We start from the raw sequence: 13,186 nt of genomic DNA, 5'->3' as shown, positions 1-13,186 counted from the left end.
GATCGCCCGCGGATCGGCTACGCTGCGGTCCGCTTTATGGCAAAAGAGGGTCACGAGACCGAATGCTGCGCCGCGCGCCTCGCCGCGGCGGGAGCGGTTGGTGCGAGCGTCGCCCATGAGCTGCGCAACGCCCTCGCGGTCGCGGAGTCGTCGCTCTACCTGGCGCAGCGCGACCTCGACGATCGGCCCCGCCTGCTGCGCCACCTCGACCGGGTGACGTGCGAGATCCGCAAGGCGCACGAGGTCATCGGCAGCGTCCTCGGGCTGGCGCGCGGCGAGCCGCTGCGGCGCGAGCCGGCGCACGTCGGCAAGCTCATCGAGAGCGCCCGGCACGCGCTGGTGCTGCCCACGGCGGTCCGCTTCGAGGTCGCCGTCGCGCCGGCCGACCTCACGCTCCAGTGCGACCCCATCCTGCTCGAGCGCGTCTTCTCGAACCTCTACCTCAACGCCATCGAGGCGCTCGACAACGCCCCTGGCGGCTCGATCGTCACGCGCGCGTGGCGAGGCGACGAGCGCACGTACCTCGAGGTCGAGGACAACGGCCCTGGCGTCCACCCCTGCGTGGTCGACCACCTGTTCGAGCCGCTCGTGACCGCCAAGGTGAAGGGGACCGGCCTCGGGCTCGCGCTGAGCCGGGTCATCATCGAGGCGCACGGCGGCGAGATCACGGCGACGACGGGCCGGTGCACGGGCACGGCGTTCCGCATGTGGCTGCCGAGCCAGTAGCCGGGCGCGCCGGCCGGGCCCGTCGCTGGACCCATGGCCGGGAGCGCCGCCGCCGGGTCGCGCCGCCCACCGGGTCGCGCCGCCCGCCGGGTCGCGCCGCCCGCATGCTATCGTCCTCTCATGTCCATGCAGGCCAAGCGCCGTCCGGCGGAACGCGGCCCGTTTCGGCCGGAGCACCTCCGCTCGGGCGCACCGTACGAGCTGTCGAATGGCCACCCTGTGTACTGCGCCCCCACGGGCGGGCGAGGCTCCGGGCCGAACCACCTGGGCAGCTCGGTCGTCGGGTGGGACCCGGCGGTCAAGGAGGCTGGCGTGGACACGGGTTATGCCCTGGGGCCGGGCACCCTCCGGGCGCCGGACGTGGCGGTGGGGAACGTGCCCGACCGGCCCGGCTGGGTGAAGGGAGTGCCGGAGCTCGCCATCGAGTACGCCGACGTGGGGCAGGACGAGGCGGAGCTCACGGAGAAGATCGACGACCTGCTCGCGGCCGGCACGAAGCTCGTGTGGGTGGTGCGCCTCAACGGCCCACGGCGGGTCGAGGTGCATGAGCCCCGACGGAAGGTGCGGGTCGTGCTCCCCGGGCAGACGCTGAGCGCGCCGGGCATCCTGAAGAACTCGTTCCCGGTCGAGGCGCTCTACGATCGCAGCGAGGCGGAGAAGGCCACGCTGACCAACCTGCTCCAGCGGCGCGGCTACGAGGACCTCGACGCCGTGCTCGCTGCAGGGCGCGAAGAGGGGCGCGAAGCGGGGCGCGAAGAGGGGCGCGAGGAGGGGCGCGAAGAGGGGCGCGAGGAGGGGCGCGAGGAGGGGCGCGAGGAAGGGATCCTCGAGGGCAAGCGCGATGCGCTGCGGCGCGTCCTCGATCGGCGAGGGCTGCGGCTCACGAAGTCGGCGGCGGCGAAGATCGCGTCGTGCAGGAGCGAGCGCGAGCTCGATGGCTGGCTCGACCGCGCCCTCGTCGCGTCGACCACGGCGGAGGTGTTCAGGCGCGCGCCCCGCTGACGCGCCCCGTCGACCGCGCGCCGCGCCGGCTCAACCGCGGCCGCGGCCGCGGACGAGCTCGGAGACGGCCTCTCCCAGGCCCTCGAGCGTGAGCGCGAACATCGGGAAGATGCCCTTGATCGCGTCGACGGTCGGGTGGGGGTACGGGCCGATCCCGTCGGGGTTCAGCCACACGGCGCGGTCGAAATGCTCGCGGAGCATCATCAGCCAGGCGACGCCGGGCAGCCGCGCGTCGGCGTCGGGCGATGTGCCGCCGTAGCCCGACGAGCCGAGCAGCTCGTACGGCGCCATCGACGCGTCCCCGACCATCACGAGCTTGTGCTGCTTGCCGCACTCGCGGAGGAGCTCGCGCACCGGCACGGGCTCCTGCAGCCCCTCGGTCTTGTAGACCTTCTCGTAGACGCAGTTGTGGAAGTAGTAGCTCCGCAGCTCCTTCCAGTGCGTCGCGCGCTTCGCCGCGCTGAACAGCTGCGACACGAGCGCGGCGTTGGGATCCATCGAGCCGCCCACGTCCATCATCAGGATCACGCGCGTGTTCGGCCGGCGCGGGGGCCGCGTGACGATCTCGATCTCGCCCGCGTTCCTGGCCGTCGCGTCGATCGTCGCCTCGACGTCGAGCTCGCGCTCGCCGCCCTCGCGCGCGAAGGCGCGCAGCTTGCGCAGCGCCACCTCGATCTGGCGCACGTCGAGCGTGACGTCGCTGCGGTAAGGCCGGTAGCGGCGCGCGTCGGCGTTCTGCATCGCGCCGCTCCGCCCGCCCGCGGAGCCGCCGACCTGGATGCCGCTCGGGTTGAACCCGCCGCGGCCGAACGGCGACGTGCCGCCGGTCCCGATCCACCGGTTCCCCCCGTCGTGGCGCTCCCGCTGCTCGCGGAGGCGCTCCTCGAAGCGCCGGAGCACCTCCTCGAGGTCGAGCTCCTCGATCGTCGCCTTCTCCTCCTCGGAGAGGGCGCGCATCTTCACCGGATCCCGGAGCCACGAGAGGAGCTCCTCCGCGATCGCCTTGGCCTCGACGTGCACGCCGCGGAAGTGCTGGGCGAACGCGAGGTCGAAGTCGTCGAGGTGCGCCTCGGAGTGGACGAGGAGCGCCCGCGCGACGTGGTAGAAGCCGTCGAGCGAGCTCTCGTGGAGGCCCGCGGCGAGCGCGCGCGCGAGGCCGATCGCCTCCTGGGCGCCGACCGGGACCTTGCGGGCCCGGAGCTCGTAGAGGAACTCGACGAACATCGCTACGACCGGTACCGCCTGCCGCCGGCCAGCTGATCGGCCATGGCCGCGAGGTCCTGCTCCTTCTTGAGCAGCGCGCCGAGGAACGGCAGCGTTTTGTCGAGCTTCACCTCGCCCACGCCCGCCTTGCGCAGCACGGCGATCCAGTCGATGAGCTCGCTCGTCGAGGGTCGCTTCCGGATCCGGGTGTTCTTCCGGATCTCGTAGAAGACCTGCATCGCCTGATCGGCCAGCGTCCGATCGAGCTCGGGGTGGTGGACGCGGACGATGTCCCGCATGAGCTCCGGCTCCGGGAAATCGATGAAGTGGAAGACGCAGCGGCGCAGGAAGGCGTCCGGCAGCTCCTTCTCGTTGTTGCTGGTGATGATCACGACGGGCCGCTCGCGGGCGACGATCTCGTCCCCGGTCTCGGCGACGCGGAAGCGCATCCGATCGAGCTCGTGGAGGAGGTCGTTCGGGAACTCGAGATCGGCCTTGTCGACCTCGTCGATGAGGAGCACGACGCGCCTGTCGGCGCTGAACGCCCTCCCGAGGGGGCCGAGCTTGATGTAGCGGCGGATGTCGCGCACGTCGCCGTCGCCGAAGCGCGCGTCGTAGAGCCGCTGCACGGTGTCGTAGACGTAGAGCCCGTCCTGCGCCCGCGTGGTGCTCTTGACGTGCCAGGGGATGAGCTCGGCGGACAGGCTCTGCGCGATGGCCTCGGCGAGCAGCGTCTTGCCGGTGCCGGGCTCTCCCTTGACGAGGAGCGGCCGCTCCAGGACCAGCGCGCAGTTGACGGCGGCCTCGAGCGCTTCGTTGGTGAGGTAGCGTTCGGTGCCGCGGAAGCGGCGGAAGTCGGACATACCGAACGGTAGCACCCGACGGCGAGCGCGGCGGTGCGCGCGGGCTCGGGCGAAACGTCGAGCGACGTCGTTCGAGCGCGCCGGGGTCAGAGCCAGTCGCGCGCGAGGTAGGCTGTCCACGAGGCCGCCCGCTCCCAGAGCGGGCGCCGGGCCCAGTGCGCGACGGTGATCTCGCGGCAGTGGGCGACGTCGTCGGCGAACATCCGCTCCAGGGCGCCGGCGAACCCGCGGTGCGAGATGACGGCGTTCGCCTCGAGGTTCATGCGGAGCGACTGGCTGTCGAGGTTGGTGGAGCCGACGGTGGACCAGACGCCGTCGATGACCGCGGTCTTGGCGTGCAGGACGCGGCCGCGCCACTCGAGCATGCGGGCGCCGGCGTCGAGGAGGTGGCCGTAGATGGTGCGCGACGCGAGCAGGACCGCGGGCACGTCGGTGGTGCCGGCGACCATGATCCTGACGTCGACCCCGCGGCGCGCGGCGGCGGAGAGCGCGTGGATGACCCGGAGCGGCGGCAGGAAGTAGGCGTTGGTGATGAAGATCCGGCGTCGGGCGCGCTCGATGGCGTGCCGGTAGGCCTCGCGGATGCCGTGGCGGTGCCTGCGGCGGGGGAGGTCGTTGCTGATGATCTGGACGGCGGGGTCGGGCCTGCGCTCGGCGTAGCCGTAGCGCTGATCGTCGATGGGGCCGCCGCCGGCGCGCTGCCAGGTGCGCAGGAAGAAGTACTGGAGCTCGGCCGCGGCGGGGCCCTCGATGCGGAGGTGGGTGTCGCGCCAGCCGGCGCCGCCGTCCTCCGGGGCGGCGTAGTCGTCGGAGATGTTGAGGCCGCCGGTGAAGGCGACGGTGCCGTCGACGATGAGCGCCTTGCGGTGGTCGCGGCGGGCCACCTTCCCGAAGGGGGCCGAGAGCTCGAGGGGGCGGAAGGCGAGGGGACGGACGCCGGCGCGGCGGAGCCCGTCGAGGAACGACGACGAGACGGACGAGCCCCAGGCATCGAAGAGCACGCTCACCTCGACGCCCGCCGCCGCCCGCGCCATGAGCGCCTCGGCGAAGCGCCGGCCGGTGCGATCGTCCCGCAGGATGTACGTCTCGAGGCAGATCGTGCGCTGGGCTCGGGCGATGGCCTCGAGCATGGCCGGGTAGGTCTGGGCGCCGTCCTTGAGGAGCGCGAGCCGGTGGGCGCCGACGGTCATCTCGGCGAAGGCGGGCGCGGTGGACGCGGGAGGGGGTGAGGACATGCAGCGAGGGGCCGGGCTGCTCGGGGTGAGGCGGCGGGATGGTAGCGCGGGTGAGGGGGCGGCATCGGCCCGATCGTCGATCCGGGCGGCCCGGCCCGAGGAGGGGGCGTGCGTCGCGCGGTGTTGGGGCCCCGCCGAACTCGCCTGGCCATCGCTCCTCCGGCAGAGCCGGAGGAGCGATGGCCAGGCTCAGACATCGGCCCATCCTCAACACCGCGCGACGCACGCCCCCTCCTCGGGCCTACCGTGGTGACGAGCGGGCCGAGTGAGCGTGTTGAGAGAAGGGAGGTTGGCGTGAACAGGAAAGTCGACGGGGGGACAGGCCGGGCGGTGCAACGGGCCTATTTGAGAGGAGCGGTTGGACTTGCGCCGGGCGCACGGGCATCATCCAGCGCCTGGCGAGGAGCGCTGAGACTCCGCGGTTCGGTCCGGCGGCTCGCGCGCTGGGAGGGGACGTCACGCGATGACACCGAGGCGAGCGAAGGGGCGACACGCCGCGGAGGACGAGCTGTCGAGCGCGGGCGGCCGCGAGCACGGATATCCGAGGCCGCAGCTCCGGCGCGCCGGGTGGACCTCCCTGAACGGGACATGGGCGTTCGCGCTCGATCCGCAGGCGAGGTGGAGGAGGCCCGCCGAGGTCGTCTGGGATCGCGTCATCGACGTCCCGTTCTCGCCGGAGACGGAGCAGAGCGGGGTCGGGGAGACGGGGTTCTATTGCGCCTGCTTCTACCGGCGGACGTTCGAGGCGCCCGAGCTCCGCGACGGCGAGCGGCTGGTCCTGCACTTCGGCGCCGTCGACTACGAGGCCACCGTCTGGGTAGAAGGGTGCGTGGTCGCGCGCCACGTCGGCGGTTACACGCCGTTCAGCGTCGACATCACCGACGTCCTCGGCGGGCCAGGGGCAAAGGAGATCGTCGTCCGCGCCGAGGACGACCCCGCCGACCTGGCGAAGCCGCGCGGCAAGCAGGACTGGCAGCGCGAGCCGCACTCGATCTGGTATCCGCGCACGACCGGCATCTGGCAGACCGTCTGGATGGAGCGCGTGCCGAGGACGTCGATCGGGGCGGTGCGCTGGGCGTCGAGCCTCACCCGATGGGAGATCGACTGCTACGTGAGGATCGCTGGCGAGCGGCGCGACGACCTGCGCCTCAGGGTTCGGCTCCACAGCGACGACGCGCTGCTCGCCGACGACACCTACGCCGTCGTCGCCGGCGAGGCGCACCGGCGCATCGCGCTCTCCGATCCGGGGATCGACGACTTCCGGAACCACCTCCTGTGGAGCCCCGAGTGCCCCATCCTGATCCAGGCCGAGATCGAGCTCCTCGGCCACGACGGAGAGGTGCTCGACCGCGTCCGGAGCTACACGGCGCTGCGCTCGATCGCGATCCAGGGCGATCGCGTCGTGCTCAACGGGAGGCCGCTCCCGCTCCGGATGGTGCTGGATCAGGGCTACTGGCCCGGGACCGGGATGACGCCGCCGGACGACCACGCGCTCCGGCGCGACGTGGAGCTCGCGCGCGCCATGGGCTTCAACGGCGTGCGCAAGCACCAGAAGATCGAGGACCCGCGCTACCTCTACTGGGCGGATACGCTCGGCCTCCTGGTCTGGGAGGAGATGCCGAGCGCCTACCGCTTCACCTCGCAGTCGGTCGAGCGCCTCACGCGGGAGTGGGCCGACGTGATCGAGCGCGATTACAGCCACCCCTGCGTCATGGCGTGGGTGCCGTTCAACGAGTCCTGGGGCGTGCCGAACCTGCCGGACAACGCCCGGGAGCGCCACTGGGTCGAGGCGCTCTACCACCTCACCAAGACGCTCGACTCGACCCGCCCCGTGGTCGGCAACGACGGCTGGGAGAGCGTCGCGACCGACATCATCGGGATCCACGACTACGACGCCGACGCGGAGCGGATCGCGCGGCGCTACCACGCCGAGGAGGTCCGGCCCCGGCTGTTCCAGCGCGAGCGCCCCGGCGGGCGCCTCCTCGTGCTCGACGGCCACCGCGGGGCGAGCGACCTCCCGATCGTCCTGTCGGAGTTCGGCGGGATCGCGCTCCGGCAGGGCACCTCGGGTATCTGGGGCTATTCGCTCTACAACGAGCCGAGGTCGTTCGCCCGAGCCTACGAGAGCTTGCTCGCGGCCGTGCGCTCGGTCGAGCTGCTCAGCGGCTTCTGTTACACACAGTTCGCCGACACGTACCAGGAGGCGAACGGGCTTCTCTACGCGGATCGAACCCCGAAGTTCCCGCTCCACGAGATCGCCGCCGCGACGCGCGGCCGCGTCGCCGGGCACCTGCAGCCCGATTGCCTGGAGCTCCGAGGACGCGAGGGACCTCGGCAAGAGGGCGTGGTCGATCCCCTGGTCGAGGACGGCGGTTAGCCGCGCCGGGGCGCCGGCCGGCCTGGAGCGCTGCCGCGCGTCAGCCGACTCCGGTCTCGTCCAGATTCATTGGGTTTCCGAGCCTGTTCCTCGACATGGACACGCCCTCGCGCGGCGGCTCCGCGCGAGGAGCGCTGACGCCGCGCCGCGGCGCGATTCCGGGCATGCTCCTTGAATAGCGCTTGTCCGAAGCCCGGGATGCGACCCAGGTGCACAGCGAGATCGAGCGGGAGGGATCGATGAGCGCGAGACCGCAGCCGGACGTGATCTGCTTTTCGCACCTGCGCTTCAGCTTCGTGTTTCAGAGGCCGCAGCACCTGCTCACGCGCTGCGCGCGGCGGCGCAGGGTCTTCTTCTTCGAAGAGCCGTTGTTCGACGGCGGGCCCCCGCGCCTCGAGGAGACGGCGACCCAGCACCAGGGCCTCTGCGTCGCGACTCCGCACCTGCCCTCCGGCGCCGAGCCCTCCCGGGCCTCTGCCATGCAACGCGAGCTCCTCGACGGCATGATGAGGCGCCACGCGATCAGCGACTGCGTGCTCTGGTATTACACGCCGGTGGCGCTGTCTTTCTCTCGGCACCTCGCGCCCGCGGCGACCGTCTACGATTGCATGGACGAGCTCTCGGCGTTCGCCGGGGCGCCCCCGGCGCTCAAGGAGCGCGAGGCCGAGCTCCTGCGCCGCGCCGATCTGGTCTTCGCCGGCGGCGCGAGCCTCTACGAGGCGAAGCGCGCGCTGCACCCGCGCGTGCACGCGTTCCCGAGCAGCGTCGACGTCGCGCACTTCGCCCGCGCGCGGGCCGCTTCCCGCGCCGATCCCGAGGACCAGGCCGCGATCCCGAGGCCGCGCCTGGGCTTCTTCGGCGTCCTCGACGAGCGCATGGACCTCGAGCTCCTCGCCGCCGTGGCCGCGCTGCGGCCGGCCTGGCAGATCGTGCTTGTGGGGCCCGTGGTCAAGATCGACCCGGCGACGCTGCCCCGCGCGCCGAACATCCATGTCCTCGGGCAGAAGCGGTATGAAGACCTGCCCGCGTATCTCGGGGGCTGGGACGTGGCGCTCCTGCCCTTCGCCCGGAACGAGGCCACGCGGTTCATCAGCCCCACGAAGACGCCGGAGTACCTGGCCGGCGGCAGGCCCGTCGTCTCGACGTCGATCCGCGACGTGGTGCAGCCCTACGGCGAGCTCGGGCTGGTGCGCATCGCGGACGCGCCCCGCGACTTCGTCGCCGCCGTGGAGGCGGCCCTCGCCGAGGAGCGCGGCGCGATGCTCGCGCGCGTGGACGACGTCCTCGGGCAGCGCTCGTGGGACGCCACCTGGGCCAGGATGGAGCGGCTCCTCGAGGGCGCCCTGGAGCGCCGCGGCCTCGCCGCGGCGGCGAGGTGAGCCATGTTCGATTACCTCATCGTCGGCGCAGGCTTCGCCGGGTGCGTCCTCGCCGAGCGGCTCGCCCGCGGCGCGGGCAAGAAGGTGCTGCTCTGCGACGTGCGCATGCATATCGGCGGGAATGCGTACGACCATTACGACGCCGCCGGCGTCCTCGTGCACAGGTACGGACCGCACATCTTCCACACGAACTCGCGGGAGGTCTTCGATTACCTGTCGCGGTTCACCGAGTGGCGCCCTTACCAGCACCGCGTGCGCGCCTGGGTCGACGGGCAGCTCCTGCCCATCCCGATCAACCTCGACACGATCAACGGCCTCTACGGCCTGAGCCTCAACGCGCTGGAGGTCGAGGGCTTCCTCGCCTCGAGGGCCGAGCGGCGCGAGCGCATCCGCACCTCGGAGGACGTGATCGTCAGCAAGGTGGGGCGCGAGCTCTACGAGAAATTCTTCCGCAGCTACACGCGCAAGCAATGGGGGCTCGACCCGTCGGAGCTCGACGCCTCGGTGACGGCGCGCGTCCCCGTGCGAACGAACCGGGACGACCGCTACTTCGCCGACACCTACCAGGCGATGCCGCTCCACGGGTTCACGCGGATGTTCGAGCGGATGGTCGACCACCCGGGCATCAAGATCCTGCTCAACACGGATTACCGCGAGATCTGCGCTGTCGTCCCGCACCGCGAGGTCATCTATACAGGCCCGGTCGACGCCTATTTCGACTACCGCTTCGGGAAGCTGCCCTACCGCTCGCTCGAATTCAAGTTCGAGACCAAGGACCAGGAGGTGTACCAGGCGGCGCCGGTCATCAACTACCCGAACGAGTACAGCTACACCCGGGTCACCGAGTTCAAGTACCTCACCGGCCAGGCGCACCCGAGGACCACGATCGTCTACGAGTTCCCGAAGGGCGACGGCGACCCGTACTACCCCGTGCCGCGGCCGGAGAACGCGGCGCTCTACCGGAAGTACGAGGAGCTCGCCCGGTCGACGTGCGGCGTCCACTTCGCCGGCCGGCTCGGCACGTACCGCTACTACAACATGGATCAGGTCGTCGCCCAGGCCCTCACCCTCTACGCGAAGCTGACGGGCGCGCCTGGCACTCGGCCCCTCGCGGAGGCGGCGTGATCGGGTCGGGCGCTGACGATTGCGGCGAGCCGGCGATCGAGATCTGGGGCGGCGTCGAGTGCACGGTGAACCGTGTCCGCGACGCGTACCACGATCAGCTCGATCGGAACGGCCACGCGCACCGGCTCGACGACCTCGACCGCTTCGCCGAGCTCGGGATCCGGGCGCTGCGGTATCCCGTGCTGTGGGAGCGCACGGCGCCGGACGGCCTCGCGCGCTTCGCGTGGGCCGACGCGCGCCTCGGGAGGCTGCGCGACCTCGGCGTGCGTCCGATCGTGGGGCTCGTCCACCATGGCAGCGGGCCTCCCCGGACGAGCCTCCTCGACCCGAGCTTCGTCGAGGGGCTCGCGCGCTTCGCGCGCGCGGTGGCCGAGCGCTACCCGTGGGTCGAGGACTACACGCCGGTGAACGAGCCGCTCACCACGGCGCGCTTCTCCGGCCTCTATGGCCACTGGTACCCGCACGGGCAGGACGGCCGCGCCTTCATCCGCGCGCTCCTCACGCAGTGCCGCGCGGTCGCCGCGGCCATGCGCGCCGTCCGCGAGGTCAACCCGCGCGCGCGCCTCGTGCAGACCGAGGATCTCGGGCGGACGTTCAGCACGCCGCTGCTCGCGTACCAGGCGCAGCACGAGAATCACCGCAGGTGGTTGAGCTTCGATTTGCTCATGGGGCGGGTGGACCGGGATCACCCGTTTTATCCCCAGCTCCTCGAGTGGGGCGTGTCCGAAGGCGAGCTCGAGGCGCTCGTCGCGTCGCCGTGTCCGCCGGACATCCTCGGCGTCAATTACTACATCACGAGCGAGCGGTTCATCGACGAGCGCCTCGACCGCTATCCGCCGTGGGCGCATGGCGGCAACGGCCGGCACGCCTACGCCGACGTCGAGGCCATCCGCGTGCTCGCCGGAGGCATGGGCGGGCATCTCCCGCGCCTCCTGGAGGTCTGGGAGCGTTACCGCCGGCCCGTCGCGATCACGGAGGCGCACCTGGGCGGCTCGCGCGAGGAGCAGCTCCGCTGGCTGGCCGAGGCGTACCGCGCGGCTGTGGCCGCGCGCGGGGCGGGCGCGGACGTGCGGGCGGTGACCGCGTGGGCGCTGCTCGGCTCGTTCGACTGGGACAGCCTCGTGGTGAGCGCGCGTGGGCGCTACGAGCCGGGCGTCTTCGACGTCCGCGGCGAGGCGCCGCGTCCGACCGCGCTCGCCGGGCTCGTCCGGGCGCTCGCGCGCGGGGAGCCCTTCTTCCACCCGGTGCTCTCGACGCCCGGGTGGTGGCGCCGCCCGGAGCGGCTGCTCTATCCGGCGGTCGGCGTGGAGGGGCGCGACGTCGCGGGGCGCGTCGAGCCGACCGGCGGCCCCGCGGCGCAGCCCGAGGGGCCGCCGATCGTGATCGCCGGCGCCGCGGGCATGCTCGGCAGGGCGTTTGCGCGCCTGTGCGCCCGCCGCGGGCTGCCGCACCGCATGCTGAGCCGCGCCGAGATGGACATCGCCGATCCCGCCTCGGTCGAGCGCGCCCTCGAGCGCCACGCGCCGTGGGCGGTCGTCAACACCGCGGGCTATGCGCGCGTGGACGACGCCGAGCTCGAGCCTCACCGCTGCGCGCGCGAGAACGCCTCCGGGCCCGCGGTGCTCGCGGCGGTGTGCCGCGAGCGCGGCGTCCGGCTCGTCACGTTCTCCTCCGATCAGGTCTTCGACGGCACGGGCACGACACCCTATGTGGAGACCGACCCGGCGCGGCCGCTGAGCGCGTACGGGCGGAGCAAGGCCGCTGCCGAGCGACAGGTGCTCTCTATCCTTCCGACGGCGCTGGTGGTGCGCACGGCGGCCTTCATCGACCCGTGGGACGAGGCTCATTTCGTCGCCGCCGCCCTGCGCGCGTTCCGCGACGGCCGCCCGTTCAGCGCGGCCGAGGACCTGATCGTGACGCCGACCTACACACCCGACCTCGTCGACGCGACCCTGGATCTCCTGATCGACGGCGAGGGCGGCCTCTGGCATCTGGCGAACCGCGACGCGGTGACCTGGGCTGAGCTCGCCGCTCGGAGCGCCGCGCTGGCGCGCCTCACCGCGGCGCTCCTCGTCCGCTGCCCGGGCAGCGCGCTCGGCTTCGTCGCGCCGCGCCCGCGGTACAGCGCCCTGGGCAGCCAGCGGGGGCTCCTGCTCCCTGCGCTCGACGACGCGCTCGCGCGATACCTGTCGACCGTGGCCGAAGCCCAGCTCGGCCGCCAGGCCGCTTGAGCCGGGACGAAAGATCGGGATCCCGCGGTCGGTGACAGGCGCCGTTGGTCGTCGGGAGAATTCGGAATCGTGTCCACGACCACCCTGGGTCGGATCGTGAGAAGCCGGTAATGGGCTTTCCGCGTCCTCCCGCGCGGTGAGCGCGTGTCCAGCGCTCGACAGCCATCGATCGGTGCGCGGCGTTACGGATGAGCTTGCTCTGCCGCCACGATCGCCTTCAGCTCTCGGTGGCGCTCGTGTGCCGGGCGTCTCGTGATGACAGACGACTCTCTGCTTCATTGGCGCGGCGTCTGTCGAGGGCGTCGACACGTCTGCTCCACCGGAGGAAAAGTGGAGCGGCCCGGTGGCGTTGCTTGCTCCCACCTTCGCGGGCGCTTAGCCTAGAACGCAGACGTAACCACGAAATTGCGGAGGAAACGCCATGATGCCGATGATGAGCATGCCGATGACGGGCTCGATGGGGATGATGCCTCAGATGATGGGGATGATGCCTCAGATGATGATGCCTCAGATGATGGGGATGATGCCTCAGATGATGGGGATGATGCCTCAGATGATGGGGATGATGCCTCAGATGATGGGGATGATGCCTCAGATGATGATGCCCCAGATGATGATGCCCCAGATGATGATGCCCCAGATGATGATGCCCCAGATGATGGGTCAGATGCCCCAGATGATGGGTCAGATGCCGATGATGGCGCGGATGACCTGTGAGATGGATAAGGAGGGGATGGTCTGCAAGATGATGCCCATGGAGGGCATGAACATGGACATGCTGCGCCAGCGCTGTGATGCCATGATGAAGATGATGGGCATGGGCATGCCGATGATGCTGATGTGCGGCAGCATGCCGATGATGATGTGCATGGGCACCGGCATGGGCATGGGCTCTGGCGCGAGCGGCACGACCAACATGGGCGGCTCGAACGTCGCCAGCATGAACCGATGATCGCGCGCCCCTGGCGCAGCGCCTGACGGCTCGCCGGCGCCGGGAAAGCACGAGCCGATGGACAGGGCGCCTGGAGCGCCAGGAGAGCCTTCT

The 13,186-nt window shown here is 71.4% G+C and carries 10 protein-coding genes; 7 read left to right on the top strand and 3 right to left on the bottom strand.

Annotation, left to right across the window (positions count from 1 at the left end; translation table 11 throughout):
- The first annotated feature begins 36 nt into the window (after nt 1–36).
- Both WMF33_RS37500 and WMF33_RS37495 read left to right on the top strand, forming a co-directional pair.
- Complete coding sequence (locus WMF33_RS37500) at nt 37–726, top strand: sensor histidine kinase (protein ID WP_061624161.1); 690 nt, start codon at nt 37–39, stop codon at nt 724–726.
- 126 nt (nt 727–852) lie between these two features.
- Entirely contained in the window at nt 853–1,728 is an 876-nt protein-coding gene (locus WMF33_RS37495) for a Uma2 family endonuclease (protein WP_437339556.1), read from the top strand.
- A 30-nt stretch (nt 1,729–1,758) separates the two neighbouring features.
- On the opposite strand, the gene WMF33_RS37490 is transcribed toward WMF33_RS37495, so the two are convergent.
- The 3 genes from WMF33_RS37490 to clsB form a co-directional block, all read right to left on the bottom strand.
- Complete coding sequence (locus WMF33_RS37490) at nt 1,759–2,952, bottom strand: vWA domain-containing protein (protein WP_437333096.1); 1,194 nt, start codon at nt 2,950–2,952, stop codon at nt 1,759–1,761.
- Between the two features lie 2 nt (nt 2,953–2,954).
- Nucleotides 2,955–3,794, bottom strand: a complete 840-nt coding sequence (locus tag WMF33_RS37485; protein WP_437333095.1) for an AAA family ATPase — start codon at nt 3,792–3,794, stop codon at nt 2,955–2,957.
- Nucleotides 3,795–3,880: 86 nt separating this feature from the next.
- Nucleotides 3,881–5,029, bottom strand: coding sequence for a cardiolipin synthase ClsB (clsB, locus tag WMF33_RS37480; RefSeq protein ID WP_437333094.1), 1,149 nt, complete (start codon nt 5,027–5,029; stop codon nt 3,881–3,883).
- Nucleotides 5,030–5,492: 463 nt separating this feature from the next.
- On the opposite strand from clsB, the gene WMF33_RS37475 reads away from it, so the two are divergent.
- The 5 genes from WMF33_RS37475 to WMF33_RS37455 all read left to right on the top strand — a co-directional run bounded on the left by WMF33_RS37475 (nt 5,493) and on the right by WMF33_RS37455 (nt 13,093).
- Complete coding sequence (locus WMF33_RS37475) at nt 5,493–7,406, top strand: glycoside hydrolase family 2 protein (protein ID WP_437333093.1); 1,914 nt, start codon at nt 5,493–5,495, stop codon at nt 7,404–7,406.
- Between the two features lie 239 nt (nt 7,407–7,645).
- Complete coding sequence (locus WMF33_RS37470) at nt 7,646–8,785, top strand: glycosyltransferase (protein ID WP_437333092.1); 1,140 nt, start codon at nt 7,646–7,648, stop codon at nt 8,783–8,785.
- Between the two features lie 3 nt (nt 8,786–8,788).
- Nucleotides 8,789–9,910, top strand: a complete 1,122-nt coding sequence (gene glf, locus WMF33_RS37465) for a UDP-galactopyranose mutase (protein ID WP_437333091.1) — start codon at nt 8,789–8,791, stop codon at nt 9,908–9,910.
- Nucleotides 9,907–12,141 carry a family 1 glycosylhydrolase gene (locus tag WMF33_RS37460; RefSeq protein ID WP_437333090.1) on the top strand — a complete coding sequence of 745 codons (2,235 nt, stop codon included), beginning with the start codon at nt 9,907–9,909 and terminating at the stop codon, nt 12,139–12,141. The genes glf and WMF33_RS37460 overlap by 4 nt, the downstream gene beginning before the upstream one ends.
- Before the next feature lie 421 nt (nt 12,142–12,562).
- The gene (locus WMF33_RS37455) at nt 12,563–13,093 is read left to right on the top strand and encodes a hypothetical protein (RefSeq protein ID WP_437333089.1); all 531 of its coding nucleotides are present in this window, start codon (nt 12,563–12,565) and stop codon (nt 13,091–13,093) included.
- Nucleotides 13,094–13,186: the final 93 nt, after the last annotated feature.

The organism is Sorangium sp. So ce394, from assembly GCF_051474665.1.
Classification (GTDB): Bacteria; Myxococcota_A; Polyangia; order Polyangiales; family Polyangiaceae; genus Sorangium; species Sorangium cellulosum_D.
Note: the sequence above shows the minus strand (reverse complement) of the source record. Positions and strands in the feature narration are given on the sequence as shown.